Here is a 17524-nt window from a genome sequence, read left to right as displayed (position 1 = left end):
ACGGACGACCTTCCCGTCTTCACGAGGCATGAGAGGAACGACGAGCAGCACGCCATTGGGTCACATGGCACGACAGGCTGGGCGGCACGGGGGTCAAGCTAAGTGACCCATTCGAGGCGTCGTGCCCGACGGGCATCGCACCGGCTGCGGAGCCGACGGAGAAGTAAGCGGTAGCCAGAGGCTCAGGTCCAGCCACTCACGCTTACGCCCTTCGGTACCAAACTCCAAGCCTGTCTTACAGCATCCCCAACGTCGGGAACCACCATTCCCAACACCGAAAGCCTCTCCGCGACATCGCGAATAGAGCAACCTAGCCTGTGGGCAGCAAGGAGGAGATGCTCAAGCTCGACTGGTTCAGCGACCGGAACGTAATCCCCCCCAACCGAAGCCTTGACTCTCAACATGGTCAAATCAGATGGGCTTGGCCGGCCACTGGGATACTCAAAGTCCTGGACTGTGAAACCAGCAGCCTGGAGTCTCAACGAGACTTCTAGCGGGCTGCGTGAGCAATGATCCGATACCACTAGGACCAAAGCGGCTGACACAAAGTCGACCGGACCCTTGATCTGCTTGAAAAGTTCACCATCTCTGTGATGGTAAGTATGCGTACCCGGGTACGAAACTTTGATACCCAGTTCCATGAGACGCTTACGAGCAGCAACCACCGAAACACCTGCAATTTCCGCAGCCCGGACTACGGCCTCCGTAGACATCCAATCCGTAAATGAAATCGCGTGAACGTTCTCAAGTAGAGCAACGTCGAGCTCATCGGCCCGCTGGAGATCTTCCGGGACATCACGAACAATATATCCCCTCTGTTCCAGATACTGGACGGCTCTAGAAATTGACCCACCCCGCCATCTAGCGCACCACAGAACAGCCCCCAGGGGCACTGCACGGCGGTTTCTGTAGGGGATCCAATCCCGAAGGACAGTGAACTCCTGGTAGTCGCCGCCCATTTTAGGCAACTCATCGGGGATCTCGGGAACTCTCATCCCCAGCGCAGCAAGTCGATCCCTAACAGCGTCAGAACTCATACGGAAAGATTCAGCAGCTAGCACTACGTGTGCAAGCGGTACCTCCACCGTAGGGTCGAGCCAGTCAGTTTTTCGATATTCGCTCGTGTCCAGCCCCTCAGCCAAGAGAGAGATATCCCGATCAATTAAAGCATCAGGGTAGGTTTCGAAAGGAACTTCGAGCCCCATCTCGCTCAACTGGTGAGCAACCATTTCCAGCGTCATGCCAGTGCGTGCAGCAAGAAAGTTGAGCACAGGAAGCGAAACAGGCTGTGCGGGATCTACGGTTCGATAGACTCCTCCAGATTGGTTTAGAAGACCTGCACCTTCCGGCGTAACGTGTGGAACTTCTCCCTCCACTCGCATCCCAAAGGCCTGGAGCCTCTTAGCGATGGTCAGTGGAGATTCCCCGGTTGTGTGCGCAGCGCGGATAACGTCCGCGACATTCGCCCGGCCGGAACGGACACAGCTGCGACTCAAAGCGCGGTGCAACTTATAGTCAGCGCCGATGTAAGTGTCGATAGGTGGTTTGTATCCCAGCTCGCCGTATGCGGCCCTAGCTTGCTTAACACTTAAGCGGAGTTTTTCGGATGCGGCTATCACTCTCCGAGTGTCAAAGGTACCCGTGAACCAGGGAGATCGTCCATCAAACCTGTCGCTGAGCAAGATCATGGCCAGCTTCGATGTCTCACTCCCTTCCTCTTTCAGTGGGATGCAGCGAGATACGTCATAGCCGAAATCAGTCAGAATGCTGATTGCTTCTGGAACAGTTACTTTGGCGCTATGACAGGCCTGCAACAACGATACGGGCGAAATGGGCGACCTCTGAGGAAACGGTCGATAGTCACCCCTTTCTCTTTGTGCTCCCAGCAATGAGTAGAGGACTGGCCTCAGCATCGAAAGAGCCTTGGATGCGAACGGCACAGACTGGCCTAGGGTCTCAAGCTGTTGAATTACGGAAGCTAAGTCCCCGTGAAGCCTTCGAGAGGCGTGGAGGGCTCTAGCCAAACTACTGTGAGCGTCCCACCGTTGTGCGGCAAGCGCACTTAGGTTGCCGCCAAGTAGGAGAGAATCAGAAGGCAGTGCCGGCCGAATTACTGCAGTGTCCCAGTCTGCAGGACATAGATCATCTAGGCATTGCTTCACTTCGTCCGGGAAGTGGGCAGCATATCGCCACAGAGACAGGTGCGGCGGAAGGTAGGCGACCGTAGGCGCGTCCGGCAATGCATTCACTGAGCTCAGGTCTCGCTCAACGAAGTTTCCACTCTGCCAGTCAGCGCGAAGTACTTCGTCTCCGGGAAAATATCCTGTGCGCCCCATCGGAGCGAACCCGTCATCGTAAGCCAGACTGGCATCAAGGTCGACCAGCCCCTCGACTATAACATCAGCAAGTCGCGGTTCTACGTTAGCCGCCTTTTCAAGCCAACGGCTCGTAAGGAAATCGGCAGACATCAAGCTCGTAGTCGCCGCCCGCAACTTCCTCGTTACTGGCTCGGAGACATCGTCGATGATTTGGTTGCGGTCAACTGTCAGTCGTGGAACCCTTTTCCTTTGTCCATCCGATACGATTACTGCGCCTCTGAGATTAACGACAGCACCCGGAATATGCATGACATTAGTACGGTCGGCCATCTTGGATTGGTCGACAGGAATACCCCAACTGCCTTCGACGGAAATCCCATCGACGAGCAGGGCCCCACCATACTCGCACCAAAAAACCTCGCCACCCGGATCAGCTACCACATTCCCTGAAGCATCGATGCGTCCTTGATCAAAGGAAGCACTTCTACTGATATAGGTGTTCGGCTCCCAAAGATCGCGCTCGCCCTCAAACTCAGCGGCAGTGTTGTACACAGCTACGCCCAGGACAGGTCGAAGAGCCGCCACACATGAAAAATCGCTAACGTCACTACGTAGGTAGAGTCGAACGCGCGTACCACAGGCTTCGCCCAGGAATTCGACGTCGTCTGTGCTCTCCTCAACATGAAATAGGTTATCGGGACCAGTTATAGCGACCTTCAGAACGCGCCCCCTCGTCCGGTCCCTATGGAACTTACAGGTAGTCACCTCAATTTCATCGGCGAGCATGAAGTAGCTGAGCACACCAATGCCAAATCGACTGTTCTCGTAAAATGAAATGCCTTTCCTTCGCCATTGCAGCTTCTCCTCCTGGAACTCCATCAAATGGGAGAGTCGAACCCCGCCTTGGGCGAAAGCATGAAGTAATTCCCCCCGACCCATGCCTGAACCGTTATCAATGCATTCAACAAATCGCACACTTCCGACCGAGCCCTGGCGAATCTCGATTCGGCCCTGCCATGTGTCTTCGCCTTCTCCAGGCCTGAAGCTTTCCCGCGCCTTGCGCACATTGCAGGCATCTAGGGCATTCTGATAGAGCTCTCGTACGGCTAGAGATCTATCGGAATACAACTGTTCGCCAGCCAAGAGGTCTCGAACCCTTGTGCCATCGAGCCCGAACCGAGTTGCAACGGGCAGAAATTTCAAGCGGCCCGTTTGCGCGTCCTCTTCAGGACCTACCCCGTCACCAGAGGCCCTGTTCGGGAGCCTTTCCAATCCCCTGACACCCGTTGCTGTGTAAAGTAGGCCGTCTAAAGAATCTGCTCGTTCTTGTAGGGCTACCATCACGGCTTGGTGCGGACAGCGTGCCTCAAGGCGGAGGGTGCGACCAGCGGCCTGCCATCTCGCATTCCTTATGGTTTCTCTGATCTGCAGGAATGTTATGCGGTCTTTTCCTCCTGAATGCTCCACCAGTACAGGCGGTAGCTCAGCTATATCTAGAGCCATTGCTTGAGAAGCAGCGAGAATATACCCAATCAACTGATAGCGGATTTCCCTCCGGCCGGGGTAGAAATCGGGTTCCTCCGCTAGTGTGCTCCCCCCGTAGAACATGGCTCGAAACAGCCATGAAACCGTATCAATTGTTAGAACGTCTGTGAGTTCATCGGTCCCGGCTAGTACTACATCGAGATAACGCAGCAACTCATCTTCGTGCTTATGGGCATCGCCAGGTCGAGCTAGATATTGGTGCAGCACCCATGAATCTGCAATTTTCCGGTCACGGCGTCCTCTTATAGAGCTGAGCCTGGACTCCGTTTGGCGCTGCAGTCGAGGGTATGGCAACCACGCCTCGTGCGTGCCGGCGAGCGCCTCAAAGGACCGGTTAAGGATTTGATCGACTTGCCGCGCCAACCGAATTCGAAAACCGTGGTACAAGTGAGGTAGGAGCACCAAGAGGGCTACCTCAGCTGTCGCGAATTGGGAGTCCCTCGGAAGGTAGCCGATCACCTCTTCTAGATTTTGAGACGTCCGCCCATGCGCATGCCAATCAATCCACGGGTCAGATAGCAGCAGCCGCTGCTCTTCCCGGATATTTTCATCTAGGCGAGAGCACACCAGTCCTACCTCATACTGGGCACGGTTCCTCTGATGACCGGAAGAGGTCATTTCCCAGACAGCATTCTTCGAGGCTAGTTCTTTGGCGCTCTTGGGGCACCGATCGGGTAAGATTGGAAATCTTAGAGTGCCCTCTTCTCCGCTTAGGCGGGGCACCTGGATGGGAGCACTGCTGCAGTGGTGTGCATGAAGGTCGCCCATCACCTCTTCCATCATCCTGCGCAGTAGATCTACGGGGAGATGACCGTCGATGTCTGACAGGACTTCTCGGAAGGCCTGTGTGAATAGGCTAAACGTCTCACTCTCGATTGAATCAGTAGATAGGAAAACAGCTGGCTGCTCGGGAGCGCATGCCATTAGGTAGGTAAGTCGTTCAGAGCCTTCCGGTGGAGACACGGCCGGCATGTGAGAAGGGTAACGGGAGTCAATGAGTCGATCTCGGCAAGCGTCAACTATAAACAGAACCTGTTCTACGTCGCTTGCTTCTACGAGATCAGCCCAACCTCCATCAAGTTTTACGTTAGTTACGCTCATGGTCTGCTGGCCAGTCAGCTTGGAATCATGCGCGGCAAACCAGTGTGTGCGATCGAAATGATACCCATGGCCACTGAGATAGACGACTAGATGGTCTCTCGGGCGCCCTCCCTGAATGAAAGCCTCAATCCGTTCATTTAGCGTAGACGCGTCAAGATCCCCGCAGGCGCTCCCCTGGTCGATGTAGTAGCCATGGGCGGATAACGACTCTCGGACTGCTTGATACTCCCTCGAAAGGAACTGCAGGTCTGGCCAGTCCGTGGTCTCATACTGGTTCACGAAGAGCAAAAGAGCCCTGTGCATTTTATGGCACCCTTATTATTCCGAGCTGCGCGTGCCGAAGATCAGGGTCATTCCTCCCTTTCCCTCCACCTCACTAGTGCCGATTAGGCGAATCCCTCCCTTGGCGGAGATCTCAAATGACAGTTGCACCTCCTTGAGGGGAAAACGCCCTGTGGTGTCTGCTACACGCTCGAATACATCGCGTAGGGTGCCGACCGCGCTCTCGATGCTTTCCCGTAGACGTTCTGACGTGAGAGTCACCGCTGTGAACTCAGAAGTGCTGCCTGGTCGGCGGAGCCCTTTTGTGCCCGCGGAGCGGTTCGCTTCCGCGTCCGCTTCCTCGGGATCTAGCCTCACCACGACTTCAAGGCCATTGATCTGTGCCTGGTTGCCCAATGACACCTACGTCCCCCCACCTTGACGGTTCCTCCTGTAGAGCGTAGCCACGAGCTAGGCCGCTCACAGGGCTTACGCAAGAACTTGCGACATGTTGGCCTGCCTCGGTGTGGCTCTGGTAACACCGGAGGGGATAGATGGCGGCACTTCGGCGCGCCAACACGGGCGAGGTGCGATCTACGGACCGTAGGCACGTCAAGTCCTCGGTACGGTCATGGTTGTGTCCGGTGCACGGGCGTCAAACTAAGTGACCCGTCCGAGGGCGGCTCATGCCCCACCGGGATCGCGCCCGCTGACGGCTGAGGCAGCCGCTTCCAGGGCCAGGTGCCACGGATAGTTCTCCGGTCGGCCCTGGCCCGGCTTGTTGGGTACGAATCCGCCTTCCCCGTACAGCACGCGCACCCCCATCGCGCGCAGCGTGGCAACGCTGGTGTCGAACTGGGTGTGCTGGACGTAGGCGGCGTTGACGCACGGCATGGCCACGGTGGGGATGCGCTTGCCGATGGCCTCGGCCACGAATCCCACGATGAACTTCTCGGTGATCCCCAGTGCCCACTGGTTGATCGTGTTGAAGGTGGCGGGCGCCAGGACCGCGACATCCGCAGGGGGCCAGGCGTCCGGCTCCCGGGGCAGCTTGTACTGACTGCGCACCGGGTGCCCGGTCAGCTCCTCCAACGCTGGCAGCTCGTCGTCAAGCCAGCGTGCGGCCGTAGGGGTCAATCCGAGGCAGACATCCCAGTCGGCCGCCTGCGCACGTTCGATCACACCAGCGATGTTCAGCACCGGCGGGGCGGCACTTCCGAACAGGTAGAGCACACGGTTCGCGGTCATGTGGGCAGTCCACCGTGCGGCGCCCTCCCTCCGCAAACCCCGCCCCGCTCAGGGTTGAGATCGCCGTTCAACGTCTTCTGCCGTGGCCTGGCGGGTAGCGTTTCCGTTGAGTGAGTCATGAAAGGGAGGCATGCATGCCGCTCCCCGACGACGAGCACACGGGCGCTCGGATCGCACATCACCGGAAACGGGCTGGGCTGACTCAGCGGGGGCTGACTCAGAAAGTCCCCTACTCCTACAGCCTGCTCACCCAAGTTGAGTCCGGGCACAAGCCAGCCAGCCCTGACCTGGTGGCCGCTGTCGCGAAAGCGCTGTGCATCGACGTCACGGCACTGACCGGACAGCCCTACGTGACCGAGCTACAGAAGGACCGGTTGGCCGCGTTGGTCCGCCCGATCCGTGAAGCTCTCGACCTCTACGACCTGGGGGCCGATCCGGCGATCACGCCGCGCCCCACTCCTCAGCTCGTCGCGGCTGCCCAAGCTCTGTGTCAGCAGGTCCGGGCGACGAAGCTCCATGATGCTGCCCTTGATCTCCCAGGAACGATGGCGGAGATCACTACAGCCGCGTATCGGACGCCGTCGTCCGAGTTGTGGGCTGCCCTGTCGAGTACCTACCGCACCGCGCATGACCTGGCCGTGAAGCTGGGCTACTACGACTTGTCCACGGTGGCTCTGGACCGTATGGACTGGGCTGCCTCGCGGGCATCCGATCCGTTGCTCTCCGCAGTGCGCCAGTACATGCGTGCCCTCGTCTACTTCCGAGAGGGCGAGTACACCATCGGTCAGCGGCTCGTAGCGTCCGGGCAGGGGCTGTTGGAACAGTCTCCGCAGTCGCGAGAGCGGCATGCTGTTGCCGGGCAGCTTCACCTCGGAGCAAGCATCATCGCTGCCCGCGCTCATGACGAAGACGCGGTAAAGAACCACCTCACCGAGGCCCGGTCCTACGCGGACCGGACAGGCGAAGCGACGGACGTGCACTGGCTGTCCTTCGGCCCCACGAACGTCACCGTGCACGCGGTGTCGGCTCATGTCGAGATGCGACACTACGGCGAAGCTCTGCAAGAGGCCGCGAAGGTGCGGATACCGCAGGACTGGGCTGTCTCCCGCGCCGCTCACTTCTACGTGGACCAGGCACGCGCCCAGATGGAAGCAGGGCGCTCTGAAGCGGCCTTGAAATCGATCGTGACCGCGCGGAAGCTGGCGCCGCAGCAGACCAGGTACCACGCGGGCGCTCGCGAGACCATCCGGGGCCTGATCCACTTGTCCCGTCGCACCCCGGACAGCCTGGATCACCTGGCTGCTTGGGTGGGCCTCTGACACTTTCACCGCAGTAGCCCCCGGCTTTCACTCAACTGTGAAAGTTGGGGGCTTCGCATGTCACCAGCATGAATACTCAGCCGGTTTTTCATCCGCCACAGGACCCCGGCGACGCGGGCGTGCGTCCCGGGGCGTGGCCAACCTGAGGAAGCAGGTCGACATGCGGAACTGTATCGGCAGGGTCTTCGAACCGTTGGTGAGAGTGCTGCGGCCCGGCCGGGGACGTCATCGCACGGTTGGGACACGTCGGCCGGTGGACTGTGCTGATGCCCCGACGTTGCAACTGCCTCGTGTGCACCAGATGTCGCGTAAGCCTGTGCTGCGCGGCGAGGACGTGCAGCTTGTCCGACCGTATCTGGTGGCTCATGAGCGTCGGAAGGACGTGCCTCGGGTGGAACTGCTCTGCGCGCCGCACGGGATGGTGGTGGTCAGGTGAGTGCACAACCGCGATTGCTTCCGTGGCCCGGCCCTGCTGGGAAGCCGTGCTACCTGGTGTCGGACGCGGACGGTGAGGGCTACCTGTCGCGGCTGGCCGACGAGATGGAAGCCGTTCAGCTTCAGATGGGGGCTGAACTCATCGGTCACGCCCGTCTGCTGCTCCGCGACCGAAAGGCGGACGTGCGAGAGCTCCGCTACCTCTCGGACCGTCTGATCGAGGCACTACAGGATGCGCTCCGGATCGCGGAGAGTCGTGGCGGGCGTCTGCTGGTGTCCGACGAGTGCGAGAGCGATAAACCAACTCAAACGAACGAGGGAACCGAATGAGTCGGGCGTCAGACGGCTGGCAGGTCGGTCCCGCACCGGGGCGTGGTCTGCGTCCGAGGACAGACGGTCTGTTTGAACTGCCGCTTCACGTGCGCCGCCCCGGTCGCGCGTCCCTGGCATCGCTGGTGCTGACGGTGGTGGAAGCGGAGCAGTTGCACGCCGCCTTGTGTTACGCGCTCGGCGACGAGGCCGCACCTGAGGACGCGCCGGAGTGCCGAAAGCCAGTCCGTTACCCGGGCGGCCGACAGAGGTACTGAGGTCCCTCGGCGGAATCACGCGCAACAACCGAAGAAGCGATGCCGGACCACCCCTTTTCGCCTGGACAGCTGCCGGGGTGGTCCGGCTGGGGATCGATCACGAACCCCGGTGCCGATGGTACCGGGGTCGTCGTCGTGCTCCCGCTCGACGTGGCCCGGTCATTGATTGTCAGGCGGCTTGCAGAGAAGGGAACTTGACCAAATGGGCGGCCCTGAGGACGACAGGTTCGACGGAGAGGCGGCAGACCTGGAGGCGGGGATATGGGTACGCGGAGTGGACTACATGAGCGGCTGGCGGGACGCGAGGGAGGCCGCGACCGAGCTGGGCGAAGCGCTGAGGCTCGTCGGCGTGGAGACGGCAGGAGTGCGGCTGCGTGCCGCTTCGGGCACGGACGGCTCCGGGGTCGTGCGGTTGGAGTTGTCGGCGGCGTCGGCGCGTGAGGTGGCGATGCTGGCGCGGGTGACGGCGGCCCGGCTGGGCAGGGCCAGCTGATCGGGGTGGCCGGTGGCGGGCGTGCGGTGCTGGATCGGTGCGCTGTGGGCACGCCGCCGGCCGTAGCGGATTTTGGGCGGGAGCTGCCACGGGGCGAGAGAACAGGGGGCCTTACGCTGGCCCGGCGAATCGGGCGGGTCTGTGATCCTGCCCGCGTTTGCGACCGATCGGCCCCCTGTTCTTAGAGGCTCGCCCCGTGGTGGCTGCCTAAAATCCGCGTAGGCCGTCGGCCCCAGCCACAACACCTCCGCCCCGAACGGCGGTCGGCTCCTCGGCGAGCGCTCGCGGGTGCGCTGGGAGTGCGGGCGGTGGGCGCCCGACGGGACCGGCGGCCACGCCGCAGCCCGGCGGGGCGGCCAGACCGCCCGGCGCGCCGCAAGGCGCGCCCTTGAGTAAGTGAAGACAGGTTTCGACAGTCAATGTCAGCATCGCGGAGCTGACCGACTGAGGGCGGGCAACAAGCTGAGCGGCGTCGCCCCTGCGTGCACACCACCCTTGCTAGCCGGGGAGGTAAGCCGTATCCGGTGCAAGCACCCATGCCTTCCTGGCACGCTTGACCAGAAGCGTGAGGGGGAGGAACGCCACCTTGATCATTATGGATACGTGCATTCTGCGGGAGTGTGGACTGGGGAGCAGTAGCGCGGATCTGCTTCGCACGATTCGCCAGGTAGGCATCGAACGCGTCGCGGTCCCGTGGATGGTGATGGAGGAGCTGGCTGCTCAGCAGGCGGTGAAGTACCAGCAGAAGTTCAGGGCAGCGGAGGACGCTGTTCGAGCTCTACAACAGGCCACCCCGTGGTCAATTCGTACAATGCTACTTGGAAACCCTGCCCCAGATCGGGTGCGGCAGCACTGGCGTGATGCATACGGCACCATCGTCGATGTCATTCCAACAAGCGAGAGTGCCCTTCGTGAGGCCGCGTTCCGCGAGGCCAATGCGTTGGCGCCCTGCAAGGCATCCGATGGTGGAAAATCAGCAAAGACTGGGTTCCGCGACGCAGTAATCTGGTTGTCGGCCATCGAATACGCTAAGGAGCACCCAGAAGAGGTCACTTATTTCATCAGCTCGAACACGAGAGATTTCGGAGACGGATCATCATACCCATTCCCGATGAACCAGGATCTCAGGGGACTGGCTGAAAGGTTCATACACCTGACAACGCTCGATGGTGTCGTGTCCCGTTTTGCGCAGCCTGCGGAGACAGACGAGGACGCGGTTCGGAGGGCGTTGACTTCCTCAGACAGCCTCCAAATCATCACTGAAGAGCTAATGGGTCAACTACAGGCTCGCCGCACATCCTTCCAGTGCACCATCTCCTGGGGCCGCCTGGGGGACGACGTGAAACGTGCGAGCGTATTTGGTTTTGCGTCGCCCGTGAGCGTATTGGGATCTTTTCGCGACGTAGACGCGTACCGCATGGGAGAGCATGAGTGGTGCACAGCAACTGTCCGATGGGTCATTTACGGAACGGCGACCATCATTGCCCCTATTGGCCTTGCTCCTGCGGGCTGCGCTTGGGAGACGCGGGTCCTCTTTAACCCGAGCAGCGACGACCCTCGCCTCACAGTACTCCGCAGTTCCAATAGCACGGCTCTTGAGAATGGCGACTTCAATGTTGTTCCAGCAGAGCATTGGCTTGATGAAACCGAGGACTTGGACGGCGGCTCCCGTATAGCCCTGGAACGCCAGCTAAGGAATATGTTGGTCTTCAGCAACAGCTTTGAGAACCGACAAGTGCGCAAGAGTCTGTCATGGCTAAGGAACGCCGTGCGGCACGAGCTAGACGAGAACTAAGGAAACGGCCACTCGCTGAAGCGAACCGGTGTCGCTTGTTCACTGGTCGATTCTGCTATCCGCCCGTCTCGGGGAGTGCGCCTCCAACCTTCAGGATTCCTAGAGCGAACAGCCTCATTAATCCCTAACTGCGTTGATTCGGCGAGAGGTATCGGCCGTGATGCGGTAGGCGACTTGGGCGCGGTCGGCGCTTGCGCGGAGTTCTTCGAGGATCAGCGGGCGGTCGTCGGTGCCGTGGGTGACGCAGGCGGTGTGGAGGATCGGGGTCGCGTCGGGGGTGTTCAGCGTGCTGCGTTCGTCGGGCAGTGGCATGCGGGCGCTCACGGTCTCGTGCCAGGTGAGTTTGTGTCCGGCGGCGGTGAGGATGGCGTAGATCTGTTCCGGGTCGGTGTCCGGCGCTTCGGCTAGCTGTTCGGCCTGGTCGGCGGTGGCGAACGGGATCAGCACGGTGTGCAGGGCACGGGTTCCGGTGTCGGGGTCGGCCAGCAGCCGGTCAACGCCGAACAGTGCTTCCCCCTCGGCGAGTCCGAGCAGCGGGCCCGTAGTCGCGGTGGTCGCGGTGCGGTAGATGGCCGGGGTCTCGGTCTGCTCCCACGCGTGGTGTCCGGTGCGGAAGGTCTTGCCGCTGCGGGTGATGGTGCGCTCGATGGTGACGGCGGGGGCGGGCAGGGCGCGGACGTAGCTGCCCTTGCCGTGAATGACCTCGATGAGTCCTTCGGCGCGGAGTGCGGCGATGGCTTTGCGGACGGTGGGGCGGCTGACCTTGTAGCGCTCGATGAGCTGGCTCTCTGAGGGGAGCGGGCTCCCGGGCTTGTACTCGCCTGCGGCGATGCCGCTGCGGATCTCGGCTGCAACCTGCTGGTACAGCGCTCCGGGGCGCTGGATCTCTCCCATGCCGGGCTCTCCTCATCACCTGTCGTCAGCAGCCCTGACGTGAACTGATGTCACTCGTAAGCATAAGTACTTGCCTCCGGCCGTCAAGGCAGGCATAGTCGGAACTCGTAAGTACGAGTGATGTCACATGACGTGTGACGTCCTGGCTGGCCAAGGAGGCCCACACCCCATGCAGTCCATACCTGTGGACACCACCCGACTCGGCGTACTGCGGTGCGCTGTCGGGCCCGAACCGAAGATCGCGGACTTTGAGAGCAAGGAGGTCAAGAAGGACCGGGACGGCAACACGGTCTACACCGTCGCCGTGACAGTGCGGCAGGACGGGCGGCGCGTCTCGGTGATCGAAATCGCCGTCCCCGGAGAACCCAAGGGAGTGGTGGAGGGCTCGGAGGTGCGGGTGACGGGACTGGAGGCGTTCGCCTGGGCAATGGGCGACCGTCACGGCATCAGCTTCCGCGCCGCTGCCATCACCCCTATACCGGCCCTGGCCTCGTCCGTAACGGCCCCGGCGGGTAAGGGCGGTGGTGCCTGATGAGTCAGCTTCTCCTCCCTGCCGTGCTGGTGGCGCTGGCCTGGACGGTTGCGCTCGCCACCCGTCGGCCGGAGCGGTGGCCCCACTGGCGTTGGTACCTGTTCGGGTACCCGCGTACCGCGCTGCGGGTGATGGTCACCTGGCGCAAGGTCGCTCACCTCAATGACCTCACTGTCTCCCACCAGCCCAACCGGCGCCTGCTGGGTGACCTGGCGGTCAAGGGCGACCCCTTGCGCACCCACGCCCCGCGCTGCTCCTTCCCCTGGCCCACGCCGAACGGGCTGTCGGTGCGGGTGCGGCTGCACGCGGGCCAGACTCCGGCCCCGTTCCTGGCGGCGGCTGAGGCGTTAGTGCATGCCTGGCGGGTGCACGCGGTGCGGGTCGTCTCCCCCGAACGCGGCATCGTACTGATCACCGCGACGGCCCATGACCTGCTGGAACACCCCGACCGGCCCACGGGGGAGGTGTCGGCGTCGCTGCTGTCGGCGGTGGTCGGCGCAATGGAGACCGGTGGGGCGTGGGTGATGGACTTCCGCCGCGTGCCGCACTGGCTGATCGTCGGCGCCACCCGATCGGGAAAGTCCACGCTGATCGCCCGGCTGATCACCGAACTTGCCTCGCAACCCGTCGCCCTGGTCGGCATCGACTGCAAGGGCGGCATGGAACTGGGCCTGTTCCAACAGCGGCTCTCAGCCCTGGCCACCTGCCGCAGTCAAGCGGTCGCCATGCTCGGCGCCCTGGTGGTCGACATGCAAGAGCGCATGCGCACCTGCCGTGCAGCCGGGGCCCGCTCCATATGGGAGCTGCCGGAGAAGGAACGCCCGGTGCCCGTGGTGGTGGTCGTGGACGAGATAGCTGAGCTCTACCTGACCAACGGGAGCAAGGAGCAGCGGGCGGAGGCTGAGCAGTGCTCGACCTACCTCCTGCGCCTGGCCCAACTCGGGGCGGCACTCGGCATGCATCTGGTGGTGGCCGGACAGCGGGTCGGCTCCGATCTCGGGCCAGGTGTGACGGCGCTGCGCGCCCAGTTGAGCGGGCGTGTCTGCCACCGGGTCAACGATCCGGGCACCGCCGAGATGACCCTGGGTGATCTGAACAAGGATGCCGTGGCGGTGGCGCAGTCCATCGGGGAGGCCGAACAGGGCGTCGCCGTGACCGCGGGTGATACGGGCAGCTGGATGCGCGGGCGGTCCCACCTGACCACCCCCGCCGAGGCCCAAGTCACGGCGGCTGAGTACGCGGGGCTGGCGTTCCGCCTGGCTGGGGTTGCCCGTGCGTTGGAAGACCTGGACGCGGGTGAGGGCGCATGAGTGAATCCCTGGTCCTCTCCCTGGCGCTGCTCTTCGGGCTCGCGACGGTCCTGCTCCTGCGGTCCCGCGCGGTGCGGTGGTGGGAAGCGCTGTTGATCGGCCTGTTCGGCATGTACCTGGGCCAGACCCCAGTCATCGACAGCACCAACGGGCTCGTGAACTGGCTCCTGTCCGGCTTCACCCACAACAGCTAGACCATCCCGGGAGGCCCCACCAGATGACCATGCGTCGTGTCCGCTGCCCCGTCTGCAAGGGAGAGCGCTACCGCAGGACCCGCACCGGACACCGGCGGCGCTGCCGCTGCTGCCGGGGCACCGGCACCATCCGCTAACCCACCCATTCGGCCCGCGAACCAGGGAGTGATCGCCATGGACGACACCCACCCAACCGCATCCATCCGTGCCGCTGCGGCGGCCCACCCTGGGAGGTCCCCACCATCACCGCCGAGAACGCCTCGGCTGACAGGCGCGCCGTGCTCGACCGTGCGGCGCGCCTGCGTCAGCTCTTCGAAGTAGACCGAGACTTGATCCGCCTCGTCCAAGGCCCTCGCTTCGGCCGCTGGTTAGAGCAGATCACCGCTACCGGAGGCAGCGCCCACCCGATCCACCTCACCGGCTCCACCACCACCCGCGACACGCTCACGGGTGAGGTACTGCACCACTACGACACCCGCGATGAGCCTGGCGAACGGCTCCTGATCCGCTGCCGCAACCGCCGCCAAACCGTCTGCGCCCCCTGCTCCCGCCTCCACGCCGGCGACACCTTCCACCTCGTTCGTGCCGGACTCGTCGGCGGCAAGACCGTACCGGCGGACGTCCGCGAGCGACCCCGGCTCTTCCTCACCCTCACGGCCCCCAGCTTCGGCCCCGTCCACCACGTCACCGCTGACGGCCGGCGCTGTCGACCGCGCCGCGACGGCGGAGAGTGCGAACACGGCCGTCCCCTCGGCTGCCCGGCCGTCCACGACGCAGACGACCCGCTCACCGGCCAGCCGCTGTGCCCCGACTGCTACGACTACCCGGCACACGTCCTGTGGCACGCGCACGCGGGACGGCTGTGGAAGGCGTTCACCGACAACCTGTACAACCACCTCGCCGCCCGTGTCGGGCGCACCCGTACCGGCCTGCGGCGCAGCCTGCGCATCTCCTACGCCAAAGTCGCCGAGTACCAAAAGCGCGCAGCCGTCCACGTCCACGCTGTCGTGCGTCTGGACGGCGCACGCGGGCCAGACGATTCGCCCCCGGTCTGGGCAACGGCCGACGTGCTCACGGCCGTGGTCCGCACCGCCGCTGCGGCCGTACGGCTCCGTACCCCCTTCAGCGCGGTCCTGGGGGAACACGAACTGCGCTGGGGCGCCGAACTCGACGCCCGGCCGCTCCGGGCCTTCGGCGACGGTGAGGGCCTGGCCGACGACGCAGTAGCCGCCTACGTCGCCAAGTACGTCACCAAAGGGGCCACCGACACCGGGGCCGGACTCGACCACCAGATCACCAGCCCCGACGAGATCACAGCTGCCCCCGTGTCGGCACACGTACGCGCCCTCATGCGCACCTGCTGGCGCCTTGGCGGCCTCCTCGAACTGGAACCCCTACGTCTGCGCTCCTGGGCTCACACCCTCGGCTATCGGGGCCACATCCTCACCAAATCCCGTGCCTACTCCACCACCTACACAGCACTACGCGCCGAACGCGCCAACCACCAATCCGGCGAAACCCAACCCGCCGACCCCGACCTGATCACAGACGCCCACTGGCGCTACGTCGGCTCGGGGCACACCCCCGGCGCCGCGCTCCTGGCTGCCGGAATCGCCGAAGACCACGCCCGAAATCGTGAGATCGCGCGCGAAGAAATTGCGGCTGACTCCAGGGGGCCTGTTGGCTCCGGATGACCTTCGTCGGCGCGTAGCCGCTTCTCGCGCCCGGCAGGGGCTCCCTCCAGTCATTGAAGACCTGGCGGTGATCGAACGTGCGGTGCGGGTCTTCGCTCTCGTGGAGTCCGAATCCCGCTCCGCACGTCCCCGCGTCAGGCGATCCAATCGATGACGAACCGGTCAGGGTCCCACCTCTTGCGAGGGTTCGCGGGAAGTACCTCGATGGATCGGACAGCGGCGGTGATCACCGCCCGCCGCTGGGAGTCGTTCATCTTCTTCCAGCGGCTCAACATGTCCTCATAGCTGCCGACGAACCCCAGCAAGACGGCTTTCCGCGACACCTTCGCGAGCCTGGCCCGGTTGCGCTCCAGCCGTTCCTGAATCGGCGCACGGGCCACCATCCACTCCTTGCGGCTGATCGCCTGGTTGCCGTAGTCCTGGGCCAGCTCCTCCAGTTCCTCCTCATCAGCCCGAACCTTCTCGTACAGCCCGCTGCCGTCCTCGTCCGGCTCGCGCAGACGCTTCATGAAGGTGGGCGACTCGAACGCGGCCAAGACCATGTCTCGGATCTGATCATCGGTGCGCTCGGCATTCGCCGCCGTACCACCGCAGGCATTCGTACCCGGTGTGTTGGGGCAGACGTAGCGCGGTACACCAGACCGAGGACGGCCGACCATGCCCCACCCACATGCCTTACCGGGCTCCCCGGTCGGCTTGCCGCAGCGAAGGATGCCGGACAGAAGGTAGCTGCGGTTGCCGCCGTCGTTGGTCCGGCGCCGGTCGGGGTCACTCAGCAGTGCGCGTAGTCGGTCGGAGTCCTCATGACTGATGGTCCCGGGCCATACGGCATCGCCAACGATCTCCCCCAGGAGCGGGCGAGTGCTCTCCCACGATCGGCGCGGGGTGTGCTCCCGGCGTCCGCTGATCCTGGCCGACGCGAGCATGCGACGGAGTCCGCTCGGCTTCCACGGGATGCCTGCCGCCGTGACGATCTCCCGGCCTTTCCAGTCCCGGCAGATGCTTGCCAGGCTCTCCCCCGCCAGGACGCGGCGGGCGCCCTCTCGGATGATTTCCGCTTCGCTCTCACGCACAGTGATCCGGTCGTCCTCGTACCCGAAGGGCCGCTTACCGCCTCCGGCGACCTTGCCCGCCTCGGCAGCCTGCCGCCGCTGCCGCTGCTGACGTTCGGCTTTGTGCTCCGCCTCGTGCCGTGCGGCAGCTCCCAGCATCCGGGCGATCATGCGGCCGGTGGGGGTCGCAAGATCGATCTCGCCGCTGACGGTGGCCAGCTCCAGACCATGCCGGTCGGCAAGATCGATCACGTCTTCGAGTTCTCGCGGGGAGCGGGTAAGGCGGTCCACATGCCAGCAGACGACAGCGTTGATCACGCCTTCGTTGATGTCCTCCAAGAGCTCCTGCCACTTCGGGCGGGGCGCTCCGGAGTATGCGCTGACGTCGTTGTCGGGGTAGACGTCTACGACATCCCACCCCTTGCGAGAGCACAGCGCGCGGCAGTCTTCCTCCTGGCGCGCGATGCCCAGACCCGCGCCGCCCCGGTCCTGGCTGATCCTGACGTAGATCGCTGCTCGTATGGCCATGGGTCACATAGCTATACCCTCGTAGGCACGGGCGTCTCCTGCCCGATCGGGGTGGCCCCGGCGGAGGGCTGACCTGCGCATCGATAGTCAGCCCCTGGGCCTCCCAGCCCTCCAGCGACGCCCCCGACGCCCACCAATGCACCCATGCGACAACCACACCGGACAAACAGAATGGAAGGTGGAGCAACCCGGGCACTATGGGCGCGGCAGCCCCATGC

General features: G+C 63.2%; 13 protein-coding genes. 8 read left to right on the top strand and 5 right to left on the bottom strand.

Features of this window, described 5'->3' with window-relative positions; translation table 11 throughout:
* Positions 1-182 precede the first annotated feature (182 nt).
* The 3 genes from STRVI_RS47455 to STRVI_RS04955 form a co-directional block, all read right to left on the bottom strand.
* A complete protein-coding gene (locus STRVI_RS47455; RefSeq protein WP_014054518.1) occupies positions 183-5267 on the bottom strand; it encodes a wHTH domain-containing protein in 5085 nt (1694 codons plus the stop codon).
* Positions 5268-5282: 15 nt separating this feature from the next.
* Positions 5283-5648, bottom strand: coding sequence for a Pepco domain-containing protein (locus tag STRVI_RS51990; RefSeq protein ID WP_014054517.1), 366 nt, complete (start codon positions 5646-5648; stop codon positions 5283-5285).
* 261 nt (positions 5649-5909) lie between these two features.
* A complete protein-coding gene (locus tag STRVI_RS04955) occupies positions 5910-6473 on the bottom strand; it encodes a flavoprotein (RefSeq protein WP_014054516.1) in 564 nt (187 codons plus the stop codon).
* A 134-nt stretch (positions 6474-6607) separates the two neighbouring features.
* Between STRVI_RS04955 and STRVI_RS04950 the strand changes: the two genes are divergently transcribed.
* From STRVI_RS04950 to STRVI_RS51985, 4 genes are all read left to right on the top strand, one after another.
* Positions 6608-7792, top strand: a complete 1185-nt coding sequence (locus tag STRVI_RS04950; protein WP_014054515.1) for a helix-turn-helix domain-containing protein — start codon at positions 6608-6610, stop codon at positions 7790-7792.
* Positions 7793-8284: 492 nt separating this feature from the next.
* Positions 8285-8557 (top strand): hypothetical protein, encoded by a 273-nt coding sequence (locus STRVI_RS04945; protein ID WP_353477031.1) that lies wholly within the window; start codon positions 8285-8287, stop codon positions 8555-8557.
* A 459-nt stretch (positions 8558-9016) separates the two neighbouring features.
* Complete coding sequence (locus tag STRVI_RS04940; protein WP_014054512.1) at positions 9017-9307, top strand: hypothetical protein; 291 nt, start codon at positions 9017-9019, stop codon at positions 9305-9307.
* Positions 9308-9902: 595 nt separating this feature from the next.
* On the top strand, positions 9903-11102 hold the full coding sequence (locus STRVI_RS51985; protein WP_251982856.1) for a PIN domain-containing protein: 1200 nt from the start codon (positions 9903-9905) through the stop codon (positions 11100-11102).
* Positions 11103-11219: 117 nt separating this feature from the next.
* Here the strand turns inward: STRVI_RS51985 and STRVI_RS04935 are convergent, their stop codons facing one another.
* Positions 11220-11996, bottom strand: coding sequence for a GntR family transcriptional regulator (locus tag STRVI_RS04935; RefSeq protein WP_014054510.1), 777 nt, complete (start codon positions 11994-11996; stop codon positions 11220-11222).
* A gap of 169 nt (positions 11997-12165) precedes the next feature.
* On the opposite strand from STRVI_RS04935, the gene STRVI_RS04930 reads away from it, so the two are divergent.
* From STRVI_RS04930 to STRVI_RS04915, 4 genes are all read left to right on the top strand, one after another.
* Positions 12166-12528, top strand: coding sequence for an SCO3933 family regulatory protein (locus tag STRVI_RS04930; RefSeq protein WP_014054509.1), 363 nt, complete (start codon positions 12166-12168; stop codon positions 12526-12528).
* Positions 12528-13838 carry an FtsK/SpoIIIE domain-containing protein gene (locus tag STRVI_RS04925; RefSeq protein WP_014054508.1) on the top strand — a complete coding sequence of 437 codons (1311 nt, stop codon included), beginning with the start codon at positions 12528-12530 and terminating at the stop codon, positions 13836-13838. The genes STRVI_RS04930 and STRVI_RS04925 overlap by 1 nt, the downstream gene beginning before the upstream one ends.
* Positions 13835-14032: a hypothetical protein gene (locus tag STRVI_RS04920; RefSeq protein ID WP_014054507.1), complete on the top strand. Its 198-nt coding sequence runs from the start codon at positions 13835-13837 to the stop codon at positions 14030-14032. The genes STRVI_RS04925 and STRVI_RS04920 overlap by 4 nt, the downstream gene beginning before the upstream one ends.
* A 278-nt stretch (positions 14033-14310) precedes the next feature.
* On the top strand, positions 14311-15726 hold the full coding sequence (locus STRVI_RS04915; RefSeq protein WP_014054505.1) for a replication initiator: 1416 nt from the start codon (positions 14311-14313) through the stop codon (positions 15724-15726).
* A gap of 134 nt (positions 15727-15860) precedes the next feature.
* On the opposite strand, the gene STRVI_RS04910 is transcribed toward STRVI_RS04915, so the two are convergent.
* Positions 15861-17306, bottom strand: coding sequence for a recombinase family protein (locus tag STRVI_RS04910; RefSeq protein ID WP_014054504.1), 1446 nt, complete (start codon positions 17304-17306; stop codon positions 15861-15863).
* Positions 17307-17524: the final 218 nt, after the last annotated feature.

Origin of the sequence: Streptomyces violaceusniger Tu 4113 (assembly GCF_000147815.2) — a bacterium.
In the GTDB taxonomy this organism is placed as follows: domain Bacteria; phylum Actinomycetota; class Actinomycetes; order Streptomycetales; family Streptomycetaceae; genus Streptomyces; species Streptomyces violaceusniger_A.
The sequence above is the reverse complement of the archived record's forward strand: the minus strand, read 5'-3'. Positions and strand labels throughout refer to the sequence as shown.